The sequence below is a fragment of the Oleispirillum naphthae genome (assembly GCA_027864655.1).
GTDB lineage: Bacteria > Pseudomonadota > Alphaproteobacteria > Rhodospirillales > Rhodospirillaceae > Oleispirillum > Oleispirillum naphthae.
This window is the reverse complement of sequence record JAQAZG010000003.1, coordinates 210206-232931: the sequence shown is the minus strand read 5'-3', so window position 1 is coordinate 232931 and position 22726 is coordinate 210206. Positions and strand designations below refer to the sequence as shown.

Annotated in this window: 22 protein-coding genes; 15 read left to right on the top strand and 7 right to left on the bottom strand. The window is 69.9% G+C overall.

Annotated features, from left to right (window positions below; all coding sequences use genetic code 11):
* Positions 1-57: 57 nt before the first annotated feature.
* Entirely contained in the window at positions 58-1014 is a 957-nt protein-coding gene (gene gcvA / locus O7R11_RS05530; RefSeq protein ID WP_337996495.1) for a transcriptional regulator GcvA, read from the bottom strand.
* Between the two features lie 125 nt (positions 1015-1139).
* On the opposite strand from gcvA, the gene O7R11_RS05525 reads away from it, so the two are divergent.
* Together O7R11_RS05525 and O7R11_RS05520 are read left to right on the top strand one after the other, a co-directional pair.
* Positions 1140-1325, top strand: a complete 186-nt coding sequence (locus O7R11_RS05525; protein ID WP_337996494.1) for a DUF1127 domain-containing protein — start codon at positions 1140-1142, stop codon at positions 1323-1325.
* A gap of 234 nt (positions 1326-1559) precedes the next feature.
* Positions 1560-2081, top strand: a complete 522-nt coding sequence (locus O7R11_RS05520; RefSeq protein WP_337996493.1) for an invasion associated locus B family protein — start codon at positions 1560-1562, stop codon at positions 2079-2081.
* 56 nt (positions 2082-2137) lie between these two features.
* Here O7R11_RS05520 and O7R11_RS05515 read toward each other — a convergent pair whose 3' ends face one another.
* A complete protein-coding gene (locus tag O7R11_RS05515) occupies positions 2138-3820 on the bottom strand; it encodes a methyl-accepting chemotaxis protein (protein WP_337996492.1) in 1683 nt (560 codons plus the stop codon).
* A gap of 436 nt (positions 3821-4256) precedes the next feature.
* The gene (rfaE1, locus tag O7R11_RS05510; protein WP_337996491.1) at positions 4257-5729 is read right to left on the bottom strand and encodes a D-glycero-beta-D-manno-heptose-7-phosphate kinase; all 1473 of its coding nucleotides are present in this window, start codon (positions 5727-5729) and stop codon (positions 4257-4259) included.
* A 174-nt stretch (positions 5730-5903) separates the two neighbouring features.
* On the opposite strand from rfaE1, the gene O7R11_RS05505 reads away from it, so the two are divergent.
* Genes O7R11_RS05505 through O7R11_RS05490 form a run of 4 tightly spaced genes read left to right on the top strand, consistent with a single transcriptional unit; the run spans position 5904 to position 10052 of the window.
* Positions 5904-7121, top strand: a complete 1218-nt coding sequence (locus O7R11_RS05505; protein WP_337996490.1) for a hypothetical protein — start codon at positions 5904-5906, stop codon at positions 7119-7121.
* A complete protein-coding gene (locus O7R11_RS05500; RefSeq protein WP_337996489.1) occupies positions 7118-8473 on the top strand; it encodes a hypothetical protein in 1356 nt (451 codons plus the stop codon). Before O7R11_RS05505 ends, O7R11_RS05500 begins: the two co-directional genes overlap by 4 nt.
* Positions 8470-9222: an ABC transporter ATP-binding protein gene (locus O7R11_RS05495; protein ID WP_337996488.1), complete on the top strand. Its 753-nt coding sequence runs from the start codon at positions 8470-8472 to the stop codon at positions 9220-9222. Before O7R11_RS05500 ends, O7R11_RS05495 begins: the two co-directional genes overlap by 4 nt.
* Positions 9219-10052, top strand: coding sequence for an ABC transporter permease (locus O7R11_RS05490; protein WP_337996487.1), 834 nt, complete (start codon positions 9219-9221; stop codon positions 10050-10052). Before O7R11_RS05495 ends, O7R11_RS05490 begins: the two co-directional genes overlap by 4 nt.
* Positions 10053-10242: 190 nt before the next feature.
* Here O7R11_RS05490 and cobT (O7R11_RS05485) read toward each other — a convergent pair whose 3' ends face one another.
* Positions 10243-11265 (bottom strand): nicotinate-nucleotide--dimethylbenzimidazole phosphoribosyltransferase, encoded by a 1023-nt coding sequence (gene cobT, locus O7R11_RS05485; RefSeq protein WP_337996486.1) that lies wholly within the window; start codon positions 11263-11265, stop codon positions 10243-10245.
* Between the two features lie 11 nt (positions 11266-11276).
* Positions 11277-12311: a nicotinate-nucleotide--dimethylbenzimidazole phosphoribosyltransferase gene (gene cobT / locus O7R11_RS05480; protein WP_337996485.1), complete on the bottom strand. Its 1035-nt coding sequence runs from the start codon at positions 12309-12311 to the stop codon at positions 11277-11279.
* Positions 12312-12393: 82 nt separating this feature from the next.
* Here cobT (O7R11_RS05480) and O7R11_RS05475 point away from each other — a divergent pair, with 82 nt between their 5' ends.
* The 5 genes from O7R11_RS05475 to O7R11_RS05455 all read left to right on the top strand — a co-directional run bounded on the left by O7R11_RS05475 (position 12394) and on the right by O7R11_RS05455 (position 16643).
* The gene (locus O7R11_RS05475) at positions 12394-13191 is read left to right on the top strand and encodes an adenosylcobinamide-GDP ribazoletransferase (protein WP_337996484.1); all 798 of its coding nucleotides are present in this window, start codon (positions 12394-12396) and stop codon (positions 13189-13191) included.
* Positions 13192-13207: 16 nt separating this feature from the next.
* Complete coding sequence (locus O7R11_RS05470; RefSeq protein WP_337996483.1) at positions 13208-13843, top strand: histidine phosphatase family protein; 636 nt, start codon at positions 13208-13210, stop codon at positions 13841-13843.
* Positions 13836-14378, top strand: a complete 543-nt coding sequence (cobU, locus tag O7R11_RS05465) for a bifunctional adenosylcobinamide kinase/adenosylcobinamide-phosphate guanylyltransferase (RefSeq protein WP_337996482.1) — start codon at positions 13836-13838, stop codon at positions 14376-14378. Before O7R11_RS05470 ends, cobU begins: the two co-directional genes overlap by 8 nt.
* An 11-nt stretch (positions 14379-14389) precedes the next feature.
* A complete protein-coding gene (gene cobO, locus O7R11_RS05460) occupies positions 14390-15004 on the top strand; it encodes a cob(I)yrinic acid a,c-diamide adenosyltransferase (RefSeq protein WP_337996481.1) in 615 nt (204 codons plus the stop codon).
* A 181-nt stretch (positions 15005-15185) separates the two neighbouring features.
* Positions 15186-16643 (top strand): cobyric acid synthase, encoded by a 1458-nt coding sequence (locus tag O7R11_RS05455; protein ID WP_337996480.1) that lies wholly within the window; start codon positions 15186-15188, stop codon positions 16641-16643.
* 195 nt (positions 16644-16838) lie between these two features.
* On the opposite strand, the gene O7R11_RS05450 is transcribed toward O7R11_RS05455, so the two are convergent.
* Entirely contained in the window at positions 16839-17558 is a 720-nt protein-coding gene (locus O7R11_RS05450) for a nitroreductase (protein WP_337996479.1), read from the bottom strand.
* Positions 17559-17592: 34 nt separating this feature from the next.
* Positions 17593-18570, bottom strand: a complete 978-nt coding sequence (gene cbiB, locus O7R11_RS05445; RefSeq protein ID WP_337996478.1) for an adenosylcobinamide-phosphate synthase CbiB — start codon at positions 18568-18570, stop codon at positions 17593-17595.
* Positions 18571-18869: 299 nt separating this feature from the next.
* Here cbiB and O7R11_RS05440 point away from each other — a divergent pair, with 299 nt between their 5' ends.
* The 4 genes from O7R11_RS05440 to O7R11_RS05425 are packed head-to-tail and all read left to right on the top strand — an operon-like array spanning position 18870 to position 22652.
* Positions 18870-20138, top strand: a complete 1269-nt coding sequence (locus O7R11_RS05440) for an SCO family protein (RefSeq protein WP_337996477.1) — start codon at positions 18870-18872, stop codon at positions 20136-20138.
* Positions 20135-21469, top strand: coding sequence for a cobyrinic acid a,c-diamide synthase CobB (locus O7R11_RS05435; protein WP_337996476.1), 1335 nt, complete (start codon positions 20135-20137; stop codon positions 21467-21469). Before O7R11_RS05440 ends, O7R11_RS05435 begins: the two co-directional genes overlap by 4 nt.
* On the top strand, positions 21466-21900 hold the full coding sequence (locus O7R11_RS05430; protein WP_337996475.1) for a YcgN family cysteine cluster protein: 435 nt from the start codon (positions 21466-21468) through the stop codon (positions 21898-21900). Before O7R11_RS05435 ends, O7R11_RS05430 begins: the two co-directional genes overlap by 4 nt.
* Positions 21897-22652 (top strand): M48 family metallopeptidase, encoded by a 756-nt coding sequence (locus tag O7R11_RS05425; protein ID WP_337996474.1) that lies wholly within the window; start codon positions 21897-21899, stop codon positions 22650-22652. Before O7R11_RS05430 ends, O7R11_RS05425 begins: the two co-directional genes overlap by 4 nt.
* The last annotated feature ends 74 nt before the right edge of the window (positions 22653-22726 follow it).

The window sequence follows — 22726 nt, the reverse complement described above, 5'->3', positions numbered from 1 at the left end:
CTCCGACCGATTCGGCGCGGTCCTTTCATCATCCCCGGAACCGGTGGGATTGCAAGCCTAGCCGTCGGTTTCGTCGATGCCTTCGAGAGAGAGCATGGGGTGGTCGGCGATTTCCCTCTTCCAGGCGGCGACCTCGGCGAACAGCCAGTCGTGAAAGGCGCGGATCTTCGGGTTCTCCTCGTCGCCCTTGGGGCAGACGAAGCGGTAGGCGACCTTGTGCAGCACGCGCAGGGGGAACGGCGCGACGAGGCGGCCGATCATCAGGTCGCGGGCGACGAGAGGCGTGCGCCCGAGCGCGATGCCGATGCCGTCCACCGCCGCCTGCAGGCTCATCGCGGAATCGAAGAAGGCGGGGCCGTTGTGGGTGTCGAAGCTGCCGACCACGCCGACCTTTTCGAACCAGTCGTCCCAGTTGATGTATTCGTCCTGCAGGAGGGTGTGGAAGCGCAGGTCCTCGGGCCGCCTGAGCGGCGGCGTGCCGCCGATCAGGGCGGGGGAGCAGACGGGGAAGATGAACTCCCGCATCAGGATCTCGCCATAGAGGTGGCGGCGGGTGAGGGGGGACCCCCAGTGCCCGAGGCGGATCGCCGCGTCCACGCCGTCGCGCTCGAAATCCACGGGGGTGAAGCTGGTGTGCAGGCGCAGATCGACGCCGGGATGCATCTGGCGGAAGCGGCCGATGCGCGGCACCAGCCATCGCGCCGCGATCGAGGGCAGGATGCTGATGGTGAGGATGCCGGTTTCCTGGTGCCCTCCCAGGCGGCGCGTCGCCTCGGCGATGGTCTGCATCGCCTGGCGCACCGGCACCGCGTATTCCTGCCCGGCGTCGGTGAGCAGGAGCGCGCGGTTCATCCGTTTGAACAGGCGGACGCCCAGGATCGCCTCGAGCTGGCGGATCTGCTGGCTCACCGCGGCCTGGGTGACGTGCAGTTCGCGTGCCGCGCGGGTGAAGCTCAAGTGCCGGGCGGCGGCCTCGAAGGTGCGCAGCATATTGAGCGGAGGAGTGGGGGACATGCCCGCCTCGCATAAGTAGAACTTATCCGACGACGACGAAGTATCGTTTGCGCAAAGCCGCTTCGTCAACCATATTTTCAGGCAGAACCGAAGGAACCGCGATGGGTCGCGTGAAGGAGGCTTCGATGTCGAAATATCTTATGCCCGGCTCGTGGAGCGTGATGGCTCTGATCGACTACCTGGAACAGCTGGAAAGCCGCCGCCAGGGCCGCCGCCTGCTCGCCGAAATGGACGAGACCCAGCTGCGCGACATCGGCCTGACCCGCGCCGACGCCGAGCAGGATGCCGACAAGTTTCCCTGGGTCGCCTGATCCCCCGACGATAAGGCCCCACGAGGCCGCCGCATCCGCGGCGGCCTTTGTTTTTTGCAGGGTTGGACTCGCCGCCGGTTCCTGCAATACTGGCGTCCCGACGGCGGCATGCCGTTTCGGCCCCTCGCGGCCCCGCATCGCGGGGTCCTTCCGCTCCTGCCGAAGCCCTTTCCCGCATGCCGTCCCCGACACCGAGGGGCGCCCTCCGCCCCGCCGCGAAAGGAGGTTCTCCCGATGAGGCTTCGCCCCTGGCTCTTCCCTTGTGCCGCCGCCCTGTTCGCGCTGTCCGCGGCGGGCGCATCGGCGCAGTCCGAGGTCAAGGCGCTCGGCCGCTACGGCGACTGGTCGGGGTATTCCTATTCCGAGAACGGCCGCCCGGTGTGCTATGCGGCAAGCGCGCCGGTGAAGTCGCGCGGCGCGGTGGGCAAGCGCAGCGAGGTGTTCTTCCTGGTCACCCATCGCCCGGAGTTCGACGACGTGGGCGTCGTCACCATGGTGGCGGGCTATGCCTTCAAGCCCGACAGCCACGCCACGGTGAAGATCGGCGGCACCAGCTTCCGTTTCTTCACGCGGGAGGAAACCGCCTGGGCCAACGGCTCCGAGGATACCGCGGTGGTGCGCGCGATGAAGCGCGGCAACACCATGCTGGTCACCGGGCGCAACCGCGCGGGCGCGCTCTCCACCGATCTCTTCTCGCTGCTCGGCTTCACCAAGACCTATCAGGCGATCAGCGCCGCCTGCGGCGTCAAGGACTGACGCGAAACGGAACGGCCGCCCCGGAGGGCGGCCGTTCGCAAGCGCGGCGGAAGGGGTCAGGCGCGCTCGGTCGAGGCGCGCACGATCTCCACCAGGGTGTTTTCCATCTCCTCCAGATTGCCGGTCAGGCCGCCCGCGGTGCCGCGCACCAGGTCGGCGAGGCCGGTGGTGCGCGCCGCCTCTTCCGAGACGTGCGACATGCGGGTGGAGACGTCGCGGGCGGTGTCCGCGGTCTGCTGCACGTTGCGTGCGATCTCCTGGGTCGCCGCGGTCTGCTGCTCGATCGCCGAGGCGATCGAGGCGGCGATCGCCCCCATGCTGTTGATGGTTTCCGCGACCTTCTCGATCGCCTCGCCGGCCTGCTTGGAGACGCCCTGGATGGCGTTCACCTGGCCCGCGATCTCCTCGGTGGAGCGCGCCGTCTGGGTGGCGAGGTTCTTCACCTCGTTGGCCACCACGGCGAAGCCCTTGCCCGCATCGCCGGCGCGCGCCGCCTCGATCGTGGCGTTGAGCGCGAGCAGGTTGGTCTGCGCCGCGATGCCGTTGATCAGCTCGACCACGGTGCCGATCTGCTCGGCGCTGTCGGCGAGGCCCTGCACCACGTCGCGGGTCTTGCCCGCCATTTCGATCGCCTCGTGGGCGACCTCCGAGGACTTCTGCACCTGACGCCCGATCTCGTCGATCGAGTTGGAGAGCTCCTCGGCGGCGGAGGCCACCGTCTGCGCGTTGGAGAGCGCCTGCTCGGCGGCGGCGGCGGCGTTGGTCGCCTCCTCGGTCATCCGCGCGGCGGAGGCGTTCATGTCCACCGCGGCGCGCTCCATCTCCTCGGCGCGGCGGGAGACGTCGCCCACCGCCTTGTGGGCCTCCTCCTCGATGCGTTCGGCCATGGTGAGCAGGGCCTGGCGCTTCTGCTCGCGGGCCTCTTCCTCGGCGTGGGCCTGCTCGGCGCGCATGCGCTCCACCTCCACGGCGTTGTCGCGGAAGGTGACGAGCGCGTTGGTGAGTTCGCCGATCTCGTTCTTCGCGGAGGTGGCGGAAACCGCGATGTCGGTGTCGCCGCCTGCCAGGCGCGCCATGTCGCCGGTGATCTTCTTGAGCGGGCCGCCGATGCTGACGCTGATGCGCCAGGCGATGCCGAGGACCACGATCAGCACGCCGCCGATCCAGATCGCCATCTGCTTGAGGTTGTCGGAGAACACCGCGTCCACGTCGTTGACGTAGATGCCGGTGGCGATCGCCATGCGCCAGGGCTCGAAGCTGCCGATGTAGGACACCTTGGGCGAGTCCTCGTTGTCGCTGCCCGGGGCGCGCCCGGTGTAGTGAACGAAGCCGCCGCCCGCCTTCGCCGTGTCGGCGAACGCCTGATAGAGCGGCACGCCGCGCACGTCGGTGTAAAGCGTGCCGTCCTTCTTCTTGGCCTGCAGCATGCTGGTGCCGATCTGCTTGGCGCGGAACGGGTGCATCAGCAGCACGCCGTCGAAATCGTTGACGAAGAAGTAGTTGTTGTCGGCATAGCGCAGCACCGCCATCTCCGCCAGGGCGCGCGCTTTGGCGTCGCCCTCCGGCATCTGCCCCTTCTTGGCGAGTTCGTGGTAGTGCACCACGATGCTGCGCGCCGCCTCGACCAGTTGCTGGGTCTTGAGATAGCGGTCTTCGAGCAGGTTGGTCTTCAAATTGTTCAAGCCGATCGCGCCGACCAGGACCATGCCGACCAGCGCGACGACCACCATCAAGATCATACGGGTCGTGATCTTCAGGCTTCCGAGCATCGTGTTTCTCCCCGCGGACGCGAAAAGCAGGCCCTGCCCGCCCTTCGCGGCTTCCCACGCCGCAGTGCGGCGCCCGCTCCAATACGAAATCCCTCGCAGTCCGTCATCCCCCCGGGATCACGGACGTGCGGCGTGTTTTTTAGACGACTCCCGGCATCTGCGCATAAGCGCAGCCCCCCCCGCATGCCCCCTGCCGCGGGACTTCCTGCGGCCGCCTCCGGCGCACCGCGGACTCGCCGGGGGGATATTACAAAAGAGTAACCGTTCCGGGCAATCTTCTTGTTACGCAAAGATAACAAGAATCCAAGAATAGCCTTGAATACCTCGCCATCGGGCGGCGACAAACGCCTCCGCATCCGGAAAAACCCCGGATGCGCGTTGCAGAATCAAGTTGCTCCCGTAATAGTCAGGCCGGCTTGTTCGCCAACGCCTCGACGATTCGCGTCGTCGAGCGGCCGGGGGCCAGTTCCGCCAGCACGACGCGGCCGCCCGCGGCCTCCACCACGTCGGCGCCGACCACGGTCTTGCCCGCATAGTCCGCACCCTTGACCAGCACGTCGGGCGTCAGGGCGGAGACCAGCTCGAACGGCGTGTCCTCGGGGAAGATCACCACCGCGTCCACGTCCTGCATCGCGGCGAGCACCGCGGCGCGCGCCGCCTCGTCCTGCACCGGGCGGCCCGCGCCCTTGAGGCGGGTCACCGAGGCGTCGCCGTTGAGCCCGACGACGAGCCGGTCGCAGCAGGCCCGCGCCTGCCGCAGCAGCGAGACGTGGCCGGGATGCACCAGATCGAAACACCCGTTGGTGAAGCCCACCACCAGGCCCTGGTCGCGCCACTCGGCGACGGTGGCCCGCGCCAGTTCGCGGTCCATCACCTTGGCGTTGCCGTGGCCGCCGGTGAGCGCCGCGGCGGCGGCGCGCATCTCGGCGAACGAGGCGGTGGCGGTGCCGATCTTGCCGACCACGATGCCGCCCGCAAGATTGGCCAGCCGCGCCGCGTCCAGGAGCCCGCCGCCCGCGGCGAGCGCGGCGGCCAGCGCGGCGACCACGGTGTCGCCCGCGCCCGAAACGTCGAACACCTCGCGCGCCTGCGCGGGAATGTGATGGACCGCGCCGTCCTCCGCCACCAGGGTCATTCCGTCCTGGGAACGAGTGACCAGGAGATTGCGGATGCCGCAGGTCTGCATCACCTGGCGCGCCGCCGCGACGACCGCGGCGTCGCCCGAAACCGCCATGCCGGAGGCCTCGGCCAGTTCGGCGCGGTTCGGCGTGGCGATGAAGGCGCCGCGGTACTTGCCGTAGTCGCGCCCCTTGGGATCGACGATGGTGGGAATGCCGCGCGCCGCGGCGAGCGCCAGCACCTCGGCGAGCACGCGCCCGGTCAGCAGCCCCTTGCCGTAGTCGGAGAGGGTGAGCACCGCGCAGCCGCCGATGCTGCCGCGCACCGCGGCGAGCACCTGGTCCTCCGCCGCGCCGTCGATGCCGTCCACCTCTTCGTTGTCGGCGCGGAGCAATTGTTGCACCCCCGCGACGAAGCGCGATTTCTCGGTGGTGCGGCGGCCCGGCAGAATTTGCAGAAGCGAGTTCACGCCCCCTTCGGCGGCCAGCAACGAGGCCACCGCATGGCCCGCCGCATCGTCGCCGACGAAGGCGACGAACGCCGAGGAGGCGGAAAGCGCGCTCAGGTTCCGCGCCACGTTGCCCGCGCCGCCGAGCATCAGGTTCTCGCGCACGATGCGGAACACCGGCACCGGCGCCTCCGGCGAAATCCGCGCCACCTCGCCATAGATGAAATGATCGAGCATGACGTCGCCCAGGCACAGCACCCGCGCCGCCGCGAAGCCTTCGAAAATCCGCGAAAAAGTGTCCGACAACGTCATCGTTCCAGCATCCGGAAGGTTCCTCCGGGCGGCCCCGCCGCCCGCGACGGCCTAGATTATGCGGCGGCCCGTGCGAAAGCAACGCTCCGCTGCGCGCCTTGCCCTCCGGCGCAGGGTGTTCAACATCAACGGAATATGCTCTACACTGCGCCAGCAACGACGCGGCCGAGGACGATGCAACCCGAATTCGTGACGCCGGAAAGCCTTCTGCTCGACACCGCCGAACGCCTCGGCCGGGTGCGCGCCGGGCGCATCGCCCTGCGCATCCACCTGTCGCGCCTCAGCCAGACCTACCGCGACCCCGCCTACGGGCGCATCGCCGGGCGGATGTTCGACGGGCTGATCGCCAGCTACCGCTGCCAGGTGTTCGCCCTGAGCAACGGCGACCTCGTCGCCACCGGCAAGGACATGCCCTTCGGCGATGTCGATGCGGTGGTCTACAAGCTGCGCACCCTGTTCGATTCCGACCCTCTGGTGCACCACGACCCCTACGGGCCGGAAGACGGCTTCTGCTCCTGGTACGACCTCGAAACCGATTACGACGCCTTCCTGTCGATGTGCCGCACCGCGCTTCAGGAGGTCGGGGCCTCCGCCGGTCTGCCGCGCGCCCGCCGCGACCAGACCCACGCCGCGGCGCCGGAAGACGTGGAGCGCATCACCGGCGCGCTCACCGAGGCGGCGGTGCGCCCGTTCATCACCGCGCAGGCGGCGGTCAACATCACGCCGATCGGCGAATCCACCCTCGCCTTCCAGGAGATCTTCGTTTCGGTAGGCGATCTCGCCCGCCGCCTCGCGCCCGGCATCGACATCGCGGGCGACCGCTGGCTGTTCCAGTACTTCTGCGAAATGCTGGACACCCGCCTGCTCGCAGGCATCCGCAGCCTGATGCTCTATGGCCGGGAGATGCCGGCCAACCTCAACCTCAACGTCTCCACCGTGCTCGGCCAGGCGTTCGCCGACTTCGCCCGGCGCTTCCCGCAGGCGCGCTTCTGCATCGAGGTGCAGGCGATCGACGCCTTCGCCAACCTCGCGGCGTTCACCCGCGCCTGCGCGCTGCTGCACGAAAGCGGCCATCGCGTGCTGATCGACGCGCTCACCCCCTTGAGCCTGTGGATGCTCGCCGACGCCGCCCTGCCGGTGGACGCCTACAAGCTGATGTGGTCCCCCGACATCGCCGCCGGACACCACGGCGCGTCGGACCGCGACCCCAGCACCACCATCCGCGTCATCGGCCCGGAGAAGGTGATCCTCGCGCACTGCGACACCTATGCCGCCATCGAGTGGGGGCTGCGCCAGGGGCTGCGGACCTTCCAGGGACGTTTCGTCGATGCAACGTTGATCGGACGGATCGAGAACAAGTTCGCACCGCCCGCAACCGGAGCCGCGCCATGATCAACCTGCCCGGATTCTTCAGCGGCGACGGCGACGGCGACAAGGCCGAGAAGGAAAAGGCCGAAAAGAAGGCCGAGGACGAGCTGCTCGACGGCGAGCGCAAGCTGATGATGCAGCTACAGGAAGGCCTGCTGCTCGACTACGCGCAGCGGCTGGAGAAGTTCCGCAAGCAGCGCCAGGCGGTCTACCTGCACCTCTCCCGCCTGCAGCCGGGCAACCAGCGCGAGCCGACGCTGCGCGCCGCCGCCGCCGCCTTCGACCCGATGATCCTCGACAACCGCGCCCAGGTGTTCACCCTGTTCAAGGGCGACATCGTGGTGGTGTTCGCCGCCAAGTACCGCGACGAGGTGGAGGCCGCGCTGGTGCGCCTGCGCTTCCTCTTCGCCGACGACCCGCTGCTGGAGGAAGACGGCAACGGCGCCGACCCCTTCGTCACCTGGTACGTGCTCGCCAACGACTACCCGGCATTCCTCCGCCTCGCGCAGCAGGTCTATGCCGAGCAGGAGGACCGCCGCCGCGCCGACGTCTCCGGCGAACGCGCGCAGGACCCGCGTGTCCAGCGCCCGGGGACGGAACGCCGCCTCAACCCGCTCACTCCCGGCATCCTCGGCAAGCTCGAAGACGCGCTCCGGCGCACCGACCTCTCCAACCTGGTGCGCCACCAGTCGATCAGCGCCATCGTCGGGCGGTCGCGGCCGCAGCACATGTTCAGCGAGGTCTTCGTCTCGATCGCCGATCTGCGCGACATCTTCGTCCCCGACGTCAACATCACCTCCGACCCCTGGCTGTTCCAGCACCTCACCGAAACCCTGGACCGCCGCGTGCTGTCGCTCGTCGTCGCCGGGCACGACCGCAGCCTCTCCGGCGGCTTCAGCGTCAACCTCAACGTGCGGACCATCCTCAGCGAGGATTTCCTCAACTTCGACGACGGCATCGCGGGCGGCCTGCGCGGCACCATCGTGCTGGAAATCCAGCTCTACGACATCCTCGCCAACGTCGGCGCCTTCCTCTTCGCCCGCGACTTCGCGCGCGAGCGCGGCTATCGCATCTGCGTGGACGGCGTCACCACCGAGACCCTGCTGCTGGTCGATCGCGTCAAGATCGGCGCCGACCTGATGAAGCTGATGTGGGGGCCGGACCTCGCCGAGGCGGGCGAGGCGGGTGAGAACCACCCTCTCGCCGAGGCGATCGCCCGCTGCGGACGCAAACGCATCGTGCTCGCCCGCGTCGATACCGACGTGCAGATCCGGGCCGGGCAGAACCTCGGGCTGTCGATGTTCCAGGGCCGCGGCGTCGAACGCCTGATCCAGGGCCAGGGCAACCGCCGCCCCGGCGGCGCGGCGACGCCATGACCCCTGCCGACGCAGCCGCGATCTCGGTTTCCGGCCTGACCAAACGCTTCGGTCCGGTGCGCGCCGTGGACGGCATCGGCTTCTCCGTCGCCCGCGGCGAGACGATCGGCCTCTTGGGCGGCAACGGCGCGGGCAAAACCACCACCATCAGCATGCTGCTCGGCCTCCTGCTGCCCACCGAAGGGCGGGTTTCGGTGCTCGGCCACGACATGACCACGGCGGACCGCTACGCGGTGCTGCCGCGCATGAACTTCGCCTCGCCCTACGTCAACCTGCCCTACCGCCTCACCGTCCACCAGAACCTCAAGGTCTACGGCCTGCTCTACGGCATCCGCAAAATCGACGCGCGCATCGCCGAGCTCGCCGACGAGCTGATGCTGCACCCCTTCCTGCACACCCCGGCGCGCCGCCTCTCCTCCGGCCAGAAGACCCGCGTCACCCTCGCCAAGGCGCTGCTCAACCGCCCCGAGGTGCTGCTGCTCGACGAACCCACCGCCTCGCTCGACCCGGATACCGGCGACTTCGTGCGCAGCTACCTGGAAGCCTACGCCGGCCGCTCCGGCTGCGCGGTGCTGCTCGCCTCCCACAACATGCAGGAGGTGGAACGCCTGTGCGCCCGCATCCTGATCATGAAGGCCGGCCGCATCGAGGCCGCGGGCACGCTCCCCGAACTGCTCGCCGCCTTCTCCCGCGACAGCCTGGAGCGCGTCTTCCTCGACATCGCCCGCGCCCCGGAGGCCGCGCCATGACCCCCGCCGAACGCCGCGACGCCCAGGCGCGCAGCGCCTTTGCCGGGCACCGCCTGTTCGCCATCGTGCTGCGCCACCTCTACGTGATGCGCACCTCGTGGCCGCGCCTCCTCGAAATGGCCTACTGGCCGACGGTGCAGATGATCGTCTGGGGCTTCGCCAGCAGCTTCTTCCGTGGCCACTCCTCCTGGGTGGCGCAGGCCGCGGGCGTGCTCATCGGCGCCGTCCTCCTCTGGGAGGTGATGTTCCGCGCCAACCTCGGCTTCTCTCTCTCCTTCCTCGAGGAGATGTGGTCGCGCAACCTCGGCCAGCTCTACCTCACGCCGCTGCGCCCGCACGAACACGTCGCCGCGCTCGCGGTGATGAGCCTGATCCGCACCTGCATCGGCCTGTTGCCGCCGTCGCTGCTCGCCATCGCGCTCTACGACTTCAACATCTACGGCCTCGGCCTGCCGCTCATCGCCTTCTTCGCCAACCTGATGGTGATGGGCTGGAGCGTCGGCCTGTTCACCGCCAGCCTGGTGCTGCGCTTCGGCATGGGGGCGGAAAGCCTCGCCTGGGTGCTGATCTTCGGGCTGTCGCCGCTCGCCGGCATCTACTACCCGATCTCCACCCTGCCCGGCTGGCTGCAACACGTCGCCTACGCCCTGCCGCCCGCCTACGTGTTCGAAGGCATGCGCGCGGTGATGTTCGACCATGTCTTCCGCTGGGACCTGTTCATCCGCGCCGCGGCGCTCAACGCCGTCTACTTCACCGGCTTCGCCGCGTTCTTCCTCCACATGGTCCGCGTCGCCCGCCGCAAGGGCCTGTTCCTCAACATGGGGGAATGAGGGAAAAAACCAGGCCGGGCGCTGCCCGGACCCGCAAGGGGCCGGGAGGCCCCCTTGATCCCATAACTGGTTTTTCGCCGCGCAGCGGCAATCAACCGTCACACCGCGTGATGGCTCTACGGCGCTGCGCGCAAAAACCAAAAGTAATGGGAGGGCCGGAGAGACCGAGTCCCTCCGGAAAGTTTTGGTTTTACCGCTCGGTGCGGGCCACCGCGGCTTCCTCGTAGGTCGCCATCTCGGCATGGCAGACCACGGCGGCGCGCAGCAGGTTGACCGCGAGCACGCCGCCGGTGCCTTCGCCCAGGCGCATGCCCATGCGCAGCAGCGGGCGCTGGCGCAGGCGTTCGGCGGCGAGCGCGTGGCCCGCCTCGGCGGAGGCGTGGGCGATGCGGCAATGGTCGAGCGCGCCCGGCTGGAACGCATCGAGGAAGGCGACGGCGGCGGTGCAGGGGAAGCCGTCGAGCAGCACCGGCACGCGCTGCAAGCGGCCGGAGAGGGTGGCCCCCGCCATCGCCGCGAGTTCGCGCCCGCCGAGGCGGCGGGCGATTTCCACCGCGTCGGGGCTGTCGGCGGTGTGCAGGGCGACGCCGTCGGCGACCACCCGGATCTTGCGCGCGAGCATCGGCCCCACCGCGCCCGCGCCATAGCCGACCCAGTCCTCCGCCTGGCCCCCGTAGAGGGCGAACATCATCGCCGAGGCGGGGGTGGTGTTGCCGATGCCCATCTCGCCGGGGCAGAACACGCTCATCCCCGGCTCCACCGCGGCCATGCCGACGTTGAACGCGGCGACGAAGTCGCCCTCGTCCATTGCCGGGCCTTCCAGGAAGTCGCGGGTGAAACTGTCGATGGCGATGTCGTAGACCTTGAACGCGGTGCCGGTGGAGCGGCACATCGCGTTGATCGCGCCGCCGCCCTCGCCGAAGTTCTTGGACTGCTGCCAGGTGACCTCCACCGGGCAGGGCGAGACCTTGTGCGCCATGACGCCGTGGTTGCCGGCGAAGGTGGCGGCCGCCGGGCGGTCCATCACCGGCGGGTGGCGGCCCTGCCAGGCGGCGAGCCAGGCGGCCAGCTCCTCCAGCCGCCCGAGCGAGCCCTTGGGCTTGGTGAGATGGGGTTCGCGTTCGATCGCCGCGGCGCGCGCCGCCTCGTCGGGGCCGGGCAGGTCGCGCAGGATCGCGCGGAGGTCGTCCAGGGAAGAAATCCGGGGGGCCATGGTGCGTCTCCTCAAACGATCGGCTTGTTGCGGCTGACGCGGGCTTCCTCGAAGGTGAGGAGATCGGTATGGCAGGCCACGGCGGAGCGCAGGATGCCGACGGCGAGGATGGCGCCGGTGGCCTCGCCCAGGCGCATGTCCATGTGCAGGATGGGATCGCCCGAAAGCTTCTTCATCAGCAGGGCATGCCCGGCCTCCAGCGAGGCGTGGGAGAACCGGCAGTGCGCCAGCGCGCCCGGCCGCATCATCTCCAGCACCGCGGCGGAGGCGGAGCAGAGGAAGCCGTCCACCAGCACCGGCACCCGCAGCATCCGCGCAGCGAGGATGGCGCCGGTCATCGCGGCAAGCTCGCGCCCGCCGAGGCGGCGGAGAATCTCCAGCGGGTCGGGGTCGTCCTTGGTGTGCAGGGTGACGCCCTGCCGCACCACGTCGATCTTGCGCTGCATGTGCACCCCGGTGACGCCGGAGCCCGCGCCGGTCCATTCCTCCGCCGTGCCTTTGAACAGGGCGGCGAGCACCGCGGCGGCGGCGGCGGTGTTGGCGATGCCCATCTCGCCGGGGCAGAACACGCTCATGCCGGGGCGGATCGCGGCAAGACCGACGTTGAGCGCGGCGACGAGGTCCGCCTCGGTCATCGCCGGGGCCTTGGTGAAGTCCGCGGTGGGGCGGTCGATGTCGATGGGGTAGATGTCGTAGGCCACGCCCATCGCCCGGCACATGGTGTTGAACCCCGCGCCGCCGTGCAGATAATTGTGGTACATCTGCTCGGTGACCTCCATGCCGTAGGCGGAGACCCCGAGGTCGGCGATGCCGTGGTTGCCGATGAACACCGCGGCGTGCGGCGCATCCATCACCGGCGGGTGGCGGCCCTGCCAGGCGGAGAGCCATTCCGCCAGGCTTTCCAGCCGCCCGAGAGAGCCCGCGGGCTTGGTCAGGTCGGCCTCCCGCCGGCGCGCCGCGGCGGCGGCGGCCTCGTCCGGCCCGGGCAAGGCGGAGAGCATCGCCCGCACTTCGTCGAGCGAGGATATCATCAGGGCCTTCACCATCCGGCGGTTTCTCCCTAAAGTGTGGTCCGGTTCGAAAGAGCCCATTCCTATAGACGATCGAAACAGGGAAATCATCCTCCTTATGTCAGCTTCCAACTCGCCCGCGCCCGCGTCCTCCGGCCTCGCCGCCTGGTTCGACGATCTTCTCTTCGCGGTGATCTTTCTCACCCGCGTGCCGCTGCATGCCGGAAACGCGGCGAAAAACAATCCGCTCGCCACCGCGATGCGCACCTTCCCGCTGGCCGGGGCGATGATCGGCTGCGTCGGCGGGCTCGCCTTCGCCGCCGCCGCCGCGCTGGGTGCGCCGCACCCGCTGTCCGGGGTGATCGGCGTCGCCGCCACGGTGCTGCTCACCGGCGCGCTGCACGAGGACGGCTTCGCCGACATCGCCGACGGATTCGGCGGCGGCTACGAACGCGAACGCAAGATGGAGATCATGCGGGATTCCCGCGTCGGCACCTACGGCGGCGCCGCCCTGGTTCTCAGCCTGCTGCTGCGCGCCACCGCCGCGGGCAGCATGGGCGCGTGGGATGCGCTGGCCGCCTTCGTCGCCGCGGGGGCGCTGGGGCGCGGGCTGATCCCCGTCTCGATGACGCTCAACCTCTCCGCCCGCTCCGACGGCGTCGGCGCGTCCTCCGGCTATCCGACCGAGGGCTCCACCTTGACCTCCATCCTGCTCGGCCTGCTGATCGCGCTGCTGGCGCTCGGGCCGGGGCAGGGTTTCCTCTGCTTCTTCGTCGCCGCCGCCGGAGTCTCCGGCCTCGCCGCGCTGGCCAAGCGCCAGATCGGCGGCTATACCGGCGACGTGCTGGGCGCGGGCGCGCAGCTCGTGGACATTCTGGTGATGATCACCGTCGCGATGCTGCGCGCGCCGGTCTGAAACGAGGACACCTTCCGTGCATCTGCAAGGCGAGAAAACCCGCTGGTGGTGGGTCCGCCACGCCCCGGTTCCGGTGGCGGGCAAAATCGTCTATGGCCGCGCCGACGTCGCCTGCGACACCTCGGACGCCGCCACCTTCGCCGCCCAGGCGGCGCGCCTGCCCGAGGGCGCAGTGCTGGTGACCAGCGGCCTCTCCCGCGCGGTGAAGACCCTGGCGGCGCTGGCGGAGGCGGGCTATGCCTGCGACCCCGCCGCGGCGCTGACCGAGCCCGCCTTCGAGGAACGCTTCTTCGGCGACTGGGAAGGCCTCTCCTGGGGCGAGATCGATGCGCTTTCCCCCGGCGCGCCGCTGCGCTTCTGGGAGGACCCCTACGGCTTCCGCCCGCCCGGCGGCGGGGAGAACGCCTTCGACCACGCGGCGCGCGTCGCCGCCGGGGTGGCGCGCCTCAACGCCCGCTTCCCGGGGCGGGAGATCGTCTGCGTGGCGCACGCGGGCAGCATCCGCGCCCAGATCGGCACGGTGCTCGGCCTGCCGCACGAAACCGGCGCCGCTTTCGACATCGATTTCGTCTCGATCAGCCGCATCGACCACTACCACGGCGAACTGGAAGGCATCGCGCGCATCCGCGCGGTGAACGGCCTCTATGTTTGAAAACCGCCCCCTGCCGCCGCTTTCCCTCGTCCTCGGCGGCGCACGCTCCGGCAAAAGCGCGCTCGCCGAATCCTGGGTGGAGGCGGAGGCGAAGCGCCGCAGCGCGACCGCGCTCTACCTCGCCACCGGCCGCGCCTGGGACGCCGAGATGGAAGCCCGCGTCGCCGCCCACCGCGCGCGCCGCGGCGACGCCTGGGAAACCGTGGAGGAACCGCTGGCCGTCGCCGCGCTGCTGCCGACCCTGCCGCCGGGCCGCCCGGTGCTGCTCGACTGCCTCACCCTGTGGGTGACCAACCACATCCTCGAAGACCACGACGCCACGGCGGAGATCGCCGCCCTCGCCGCGGCGCTGGCCCGCGCGCCGGGGCCGGTGGTCTGCGTCAGCAACGAGGTCGGCCTCGGCATCGTGCCGGACAATGCGCTCTCCCGCGCCTTCCGCGACGCCCAGGGCCTGGTCAACCAGGCCGTCGCCGCCGCCGCGCAGCGCGTCGTCTTCGTCGCCGCCGGGCTGCCGCTTACCCTCAAATCCGAATGAAGGATCCCCGCATGAGCGATGACGACCTCAACCGCCGCCACGCCGAAAAGATGAAAAAGCACAAGGCCGCCCGCGACCGCCTGATGGCGGAAAAAACCGTGGAAAAGGGCCTCGTCATCGTCCACACCGGCCCCGGCAAAGGCAAGACCACGGCGGCCATGGGCATGGCGCTGCGCATCATCGGCCACGGCGGCAGGGTCGGCATCATCCAGTTCATCAAGGGCTCCGGCAACTGGGACACCGCGGAACGCCGGGCCCTGGAATGCTTCGGCGACCAGGTGGACTTCCGCATCATGGGCGAAGGCTTCACCTGGGAAACCCAGGACCGCGAACGCGACATCGCCACCTGCGCCGCCGCCTGGGAAACCGCCAAGGGCTGGATCGCCGCGGGCGCGCACAGCATGATCATCCTCGACGAAATCAACATCGCCCTGCGCATGGGCTACCTCGACGTCGCCGACGTGGTCGCCGCGCTCGCCGCCAAGCCGCAGGACATGCACATCGTCGCCACCGGCCGCAACGCCCCCGAGGCGCTGATCGCAGCCGCCGACCTCGTCACCGAAATGGGCATGGTCAAACACCCCTTCCGCGCCGGGGTGAAAGCCCAGGCGGGGATCGAGTTCTAGGGTATAAAAACTTTCCGGAGGGACTCGGTCCCTCCGGACCTCCCCTTGGTTTTTCGCCGCAAAGCGGCAGGCAACTCAGAGATACAAGCCCTGGCCTGGCTTTCCCCAGGGCTTTCGTTTTCAGGCAAACCGCATTATTACCAGGGACCGGGTGAGTTCGGGGAAGGAAGGGCTTAGGCCAATGACCGCGATCATGTTTCAGGGCACCGGGTCGGATGTCGGCAAGTCGATGCTGGTGGCGGGGTTGTGCCGCGCCCTGGTGCGCCGGGGGATGCGGGTTCGCCCGTTCAAGCCGCAGAACATGTCCAACAACGCGGCGGTGACGCCCGAGGGCGGAGAGATCGGCCGCGCCCAGGCGTTGCAGGCGAAGGCCTGCGGCGTGCCGCCGAGTGTGGAGATGAACCCGGTTCTGTTGAAGCCGCAGACCGACATCGGCGCGCAGGTGGTGGTGCGCGGCCAGATGCGCGGCTCGGCGAGCGCGCGGGAGTTCTTCTCCGCCAAGGCGGCCCTGATGCCGGAGATTCTGCAAAGCTTCCGCAGCCTGGAGGCGCAGTGCGACATCGTGCTGATCGAGGGCGCCGGCAGCGCGGCGGAGGTCAACCTGCGCGCCAACGACATCGCCAACATGGGGTTCGCCGAGGCGGCGGACGTGCCGGTGGTGCTGATCGGCGACATCGACCGCGGCGGCGTCATCGCCTCCCTGGTCGGCTCGCACGTGCTGATCTCCGAAAGCGAGCGCGCCCGCATCGCCGGATACCTGATCAACAAGTTCCGCGGCGACGTCTCCCTGTTCGACCCGGCCATCGAGGCGATCCGCGCGCGCACCGGCATGGGCTGCCTCGGCGTGGTGCCGTGGTTCGCCGATGCGGCGAAGCTGCCCGCCGAGGACGCGATGACCCTGGAGAACCGCGACTTCTCGCGCAAGGGCGGGCGCATCGTCGCCGCCGTGCCGCGCATCTCGCGCATCGCCAACTTCGACGATCTCGACCCGCTGGCCGCCGAGCCGGACGTGGACGTGATCTTCGTGCAGTCGGGAGAACCGATCCCGGCGGACGCCACCGTGGTCATCCTCCCCGGTTCCAAGGCCACCCGCGCCGACCTGGAGGTCATCCGCACCGAGGGCTGGGACATCGACATCGCCGCCCACGTGCGGCGCGGCGGATTCCTCGTCGGCCTCTGCGCCGGGTTCCAGAGCCTGGGCACCACCGTCTCCGACCCCGACGGCATCGAGGGCCCGCCCGGCGACACCCCCGGCCTCGGCTACCTCGACCTCGCCACCTCGATGCGCGGCAAAAAGGTGCTGCGCGAGGTGGCGGGCCACGACCACTGGTCCGACAGCGACATCGCGGGCTACGAAATGCACGTGGGGGAAACCACCGGCCCCGGCCTCGACACCCCCTGGGTGACGCTCGGCAACACTGCCGTCGGCGCGATCGACGCCAGCGGCCGGGTGATGGGCTGCTACATCCACGGCATCTTCGCCTCCGACGGCTTCCGCGCCGCCTTCCTCCGCCATATCGCGGGCAGCGACCGCTCCGCCGTGGAATACGACAAACTGGTCGAGACGACGCTCGACAAACTCGCCGACCACATGGAAGCCCATACCGACATCGACGCGATCCTCAAGGCGGCGCGGTAGCGGGGAAAACCAGGCCGGGGCTCTGCCCCGGACCCCGCAAAGGGCCGCGAGGCCCTTTGATCCCCTAACTTTCTTCGCCGCGAAGCGGCAATCGGTATTTCCCGTTGCAGCCGCACGGGACTATGGCGCTGCGCGCAAAAACCAAAAGTTATGGGAGGCGCGGAGGGTCCGCGACCCTCCGCAAAGTTTTTGGTTTCAGCACCCGAGGAACGACGCGAAGCCCGTCACGGGGTCGCGGGGGGAGACCAGGGTGTTTTCGATCTTCGCGGGATCGGCGTAGCCGAGCGACATGCCGCAGGCCATCACTTCGGTGTCCGGGATCGGCAGGTGTTTGCGGATCACCTTGTGATAGGGCACGAACACCGCCTGCGGGCAGGTGTGCAGCCCCATGCCGCGCGCCGCGAGCATGGCGGTTTGCATGAACATGCCGATATCGAGCCAACTGCCGCGTTCCATGCAGCGTTCGACGGTGAAGAACAGTCCGACCGGCGCATCGAAGAAGCGGAAGTTCCGGCCGTGCTGTTTGTGCCGCGCCTCGGGGTCGCCGCGGTCGATGCCGAGGAGGCCGTAGAGCTTCCAGCCGAGGTCCCGGCGGCGGGAGAGGTAGGGCTCCGGCATCGGGTCCGGATAGAAGGCATAGCCCGGCTCCTGCGGGAAGTCGGGGTCGTCGAAGGCGGCGCAGAGGTCGAAGGCCAACGCATCCCGCACCTTGCCCATCGCCACGTAGACCCGCCAGGGCTGGGTGTTGGTGGCGCTCGGCGAGCGGGCGGCGAGGGCGAGGACCTGCTCTACGGTTTCGCGCGGCACCGGCGTGGGCAGAAAGGCCCGCGCCGACTTGCGGCTGGTGATCGCCTCTTCCACCGAGCCCGGCACGTCCGCCCCGGCAGGCCGGGGGTCTTGGGTTCGACTCGTCACGTTACGCACTCCTTTATGCCGATAATGAATCCCCCTACCCCACGAAAGCCAGAACCCCTATCGCCAGTCCCCCGCTGATTGCGCACGCCGTGGCATAGAGCCTGAGCGCGCGGCAGATGTGGTCGATGGTCGCCTCCGCCGCGCCGTCGCCGACCCACGGCGCCTCGATCGCCTCGCCGCCGGGGTAGACGCGCGGGCCGAGCAGCTTGACCCCCAGCGCACCGGCCATGGCGCATTCCGGCCATCCGGCGTTGGGGGAATCGTGCAGCTTGGCGTCGCGGCGCATGGTGCGCCAGGCGGCGCAGCCGTCGGTCTTGGGCCAGAGCGCCGCGGCACCGCAGAGAAAGGCCCCGGCCAGCCGCGCCGGAACCCAGTTCATCGCGTCGTCGGTCAGCGCCGAGGCGCGGCCGAAGTCGATGTAAGTCTCGGTCTTGTGGCCGACCATGGAATCGAGCGTGCTCACCGCCTTGAAGGCGCACAACCCCGGCAGGCCGAGCGCCACGTACCAGAACACCGGCGAGATGATGCCGTCGGAATAGCTCTCGGCGCAGGATTCGATGGCGGCGCGGCACACCCCGGGCTCGTCCAGCAGCGCCGGGTCGCGCCCGACGATCCAGCCCACCGCGGCGCGCCCCGCCTCCAGCCCCTTGCCGCGCAGGGCGCGCGCCACGGCGCGCACGTGCACGTACAAATCCTTCTGCGCGATCAGCAGATAGACGCAAAACGCCTCGATCGCCCAGCCGTAGGGCAGCGCCAACGCCAGGCCGTGCAGCGCCAGGCCGATCGCCGCCATGCCGCCCGCCATGGTCAGAACCAGCGCCACGCCCCTGCGCCGCCGCGCCTCGGGGCCGCGTTGCGGCAGGTTCCACCGTGCATCGAGAAAGGCGATGGCGCGCCCGATCAACGCCACCGGATGCGGCACCCGGTCGTAGAACCCATGCGGGTCGCCCACCGCGGTGTCGAACAGCAACGCGGCGAACAGAATTCCGGCGGGGGAAAGAGTCTCGATCATGGCGCGCCATGATCGGTGCCCCCTCCCCCCGCCGTCAACCGCGATTTGCCGGGGTGAGTGTGAGGTGGAAAACAAAAACTTTCCGGAGGGTCGCGGACCCTCCGGGCCTCCCATAACTTGGTTTTTGCGCGTAGCGCCATAGAGCCGTCACGCGGCGTGACGGTTGCCTGCCGCTGCGCGGCGAAAAACTTGGTTATGGGGGGCGTGGGGGGACCGAGTCCCCCCACGACGTTTTGGTTTTCCCGCTTCCCGTGAAAGCGGGTTGAACCGGCAGAGGTTTCGTCTACCTTGAAGGCATCATGAATGCGCAGGACCTGCTTCTCACCTTTCTCGGTTCCGGCGCCGCGCACTGCGTGGCGGCGGTGGAGGAGCACGGCAGTCTGATCGCCACCCTGTTCTTCACCGGGCTTCTGGGGTCGGTGACCCATTGCGTCGGCATGTGCGGGCCGTTCGTCGTGGCGCAGGCGGCCTGCCGTCTGGAGGACGTTCCCGCCGCCGAAATGCGGGAGTGGCACCGTGTCAAGGGCGGCCTGCTCGCGCCCTATCACCTGGGGCGGATGACCACCTATGCGGCGCTCGGCGGCGTGGCGGGCGGCCTGTTCGGGATGATCCCCGCCGGGCGCGCCGCCAACTGGGCGGGGGCGGCGCTGCTGGCCCTGGCCGCGCTCGGCTTCCTCGGCTATGCGCTGCCGCGGCTGGGGCTGAAGCTGCCCTTCCGCCTGGGGGCGGACAGCCTGTGGGTGCGCGGCATCGACCGCATCGTGCGGCCGTTGTTCGCGCGGCCCGTCGGCTGGCGCGGCTATGGTCTCGGCGTGGCGCTGGGGTTCATTCCCTGCGGATTGGTCTATGCGGCGCTGGCGGCTGCGGCGGCCTCCGGCGAGGCGTTGGGCGGCCTGTTCGCCATGGCGGCGTTCGCGGCAGGCACCATGCCCGCGCTGATCGGCCTGGGGATGATCGGCGGCTGGGCGGCGGACCGCTTCCGCGCCTGGGCGCGGCGGCTGTTGCCGATGCTTTTCCTGGTCAACGCGGCGGTGCTTCTGGCGCTTGCCTGGAGCCTGGCGGCGCGCCCGGTGGAGACCATCGGCGGGCCGTTCGCCCTGACCGGGCCGCACCACGAGACGGTGACCGACGCGGACTTCAAGGGCCGCGTGCTGATCGTCTATTTCGGCTATACCTTCTGCCCCGACGTCTGCCCCACCAGCCTCGCCAACATCGCGGACGCCATCGACCTGCTGACCCCGGAGGAGCAGGAGAAGGTGGCGGCGGTCTACATTTCGGTGGACCCGGACCGCGACACGCCGGAGGCCCTGGCGGAGTACACCAGCCACTTCCACGAGAAGATCACCGGCCTCACCGGCAGCCCGGCCGCGATCGCCGCGGCGGCCAAGGCCTATTCCGCCACTTATGCCAGGGTTGAGGGCCAGGGCGCGGCGGAGTATTTGATGGATCATTCCACCGCGATCTACCTGATGGATGCGGACGGACGCTTCATCCGCCATTTCGCGCACACCGTGGAGCCCAGGCTCCTCGCCCGCGCCCTGAAAACCGCCATAGGAAAAATCCGTTGAGCATTCCCGGCCTGATCCTCGCCGCGCCCGCCTCCGGCTCGGGCAAGACCCTGACCACGCTCGGCATCCTGCGCGCCCTGGCGAAGCGGGGGCTGCGCGTCGCCTCCGCCAAGGTCGGGCCGGACTACATCGACCCCGCCTTCCACGCCGCGGCCACCGCCCGGCCCTGCCTCAACCTGGATACCTGGGCGATGCGCGAGGCCACCATCGCCGGGCTGATCGGCGATCTCTCCCGCGATGCGGACATCATCGTCGCCGAGGGGGTGATGGGCCTGTTCGACGGGGCGATGGTGCCGCCGGGAACGGAGCGCGACGGCTCCACCGCCGCGCTGGCGCGGCTCACCGGCTGGCCGGTGGTGCTGGTGGTCAACGTCAAGGGGCAGGCGGCCTCCGCCGCCGCGGTGGTGCGCGGCTTCGCCGCCCACGACCCGCGGGTGGCGATCGCGGGGGTGATCTTCAACAACGTCGGCATGGGCCGCCACCTGGATATCCTGTGCGAGTCCACCGCCGCGGCGGTGCCGGGGGTGCGCATCCTCGGCGGCATTCCGCGCACCCAGGGCCTCGGCGTGCCGGAGCGCCACCTCGGCCTGGTGCAGGCGCACGAACACCCGGACCTGCCGGGCTTCCTCGACTCCGCCGCCGGGCTGATCGCCGAACGCCTGGATCTCGATACGCTCGCCGCGATGGCGCGCCCCGCCGCCCTGCCAGATGCGCCGCAGCCGGTGCCGGTGCCGCCCTTGGGGCAGCGCATCGCGGTGGCGCAGGACGTCGCCTTCGCCTTCTGCTATCCGGCGCTGCTGGCGGGCTGGCGCGCCGCGGGGGCGGAACTCGGCTTCTTCTCGCCGCTGGCGGACGAAGCCCCCGCCGCCGATTGCGACGCGGTCTACCTGCCCGGCGGCTACCCGGAACTGCACGCCGGCCTGCTCGCGGGCAACGCCGCCTTCCTTTCCGGTGTGCGCGATGCGGCGGCGAAGGGGGCCGCGGTGTTCGGCGAATGCGGCGGTTACATGGCGCTGGGCGACGTGCTGACCGACGCCGACGGCGCGGACCACGCGATGCTCGGCCTGCTGCCGCTCTCCACCAGCTTCGCCAACCGCCGCCTGCACATGGGCTACCGCATCGCCGCGCAGATGGGCGGCGCGCCCTTCGGCCCGGCGGGAACCGCCTTCCGCGCGCACGAGTTCCACTACGCCGCGATCACCGCCGAGGGTCCCGCCGAGCCGCTGTTCGCGGTGAAGGACGCGGCGGGCGAGGACCGCGGCGGCGCCGGGCTGCGCCGCGGCAAGGTGTGCGGCTCGTTCATGCACCTGATCGACCGGGAGTCGTCATGAGCCGTTTCTGGGAGACCAAGAAACTCTCCGAGATGACCCACGCGGAGTGGGAATCGCTGTGCGACGGCTGCGGCAAGTGCTGCCTGCACAAACTCCAGGACGAGGACAGCGGCGAGATCGCCTTCACCAACGTCGCCTGCCGCCTGCTGAATACCGGAACCGCGCGCTGCACCGACTATCCGCGCCGCCGCATCCGCGTGCCCGACTGCGTGCGCCTCACCGCCAAGGGCGCGCACACCTTCGCCTGGCTGCCGCGCACCTGCGCCTACCGCCTGCTCGCCGAGGGCAAGCCCCTGCCGGAGTGGCACTATCTGGTCTGCGGCGACCCGGAGGCGGTGCACCGCGCCGGGGTCTCGGTGAAGGGCCGCTGCGTCGGCGAGGACACCGTGATCGACCTGGAAGACCATGTGGTGGAGTGGGACGACCTGTGATCCTCTCCCTGCTCGCCCGCCGCGCCGCCCCCGCCGCCCTGCCGGCAACCTGGCCGCTTAACGGCGCGGACTGGCCGCTGGTGCTCTCCCGCAGGCCCGGCAGCCGCCGCGTCACCCTGCGGCTGTGCGCCGTCTCCGATACCCTGCGCATCGGCGCGCCGCCGCGCTGCCCCGCCGCCACCATCGCCGCGATGCTCGCCGAACACGCGCCGCTGCTCGCCCGCCGCGCCGCCAAGCTGCCGCCGCGCATCGCGTTTTCCCCGGGCGCGGAAATCCCCTTCCAGGGCGGCGCGCTCACCCTCGTCCACGCCCCCGCCGCCGCGCCCGGCCTCGATGAAACCGCGGCCACGCTGACCCTCGGCGGCAGGCCGGAACACCTGCCCCGCCGCACCGCGGACGCGCTCAAACGCGCCGCGCGAACCCTCCTCTCCACCGCGGCGGAAGAGGCCTTCCACCGCGCCGCGCCGTTTTCCCCCCGGCCGATCCGCCGCATCGCGGTGGCCGACACGCGCGGCCGTTGGGGCAGCTGCGCCGCCGACGGCACGCTGCGCTTCTCCTGGCGGCTCGTCCTCGCGCCGCCGGAAATCCTCGCCTACGTCGTCGCCCACGAGGTCGCCCACCTCGCGGATATGTCCCACTCCCCCCGCTTCTGGCAGATCGTCGCCAAACTCGACCCGGAGTTCGGCCCCCACCGCGCCTGGCTGAAACGCCACGGCATCGCCCTGCACCGCATCGGCCCACCGCTGCGGTAGTCTGGAAAAACCAGGCCGGGGCGCTACCCCGGACCCCGCAAAGGGCCGGAAGGCCCTTTGATCCCATAAGCTCT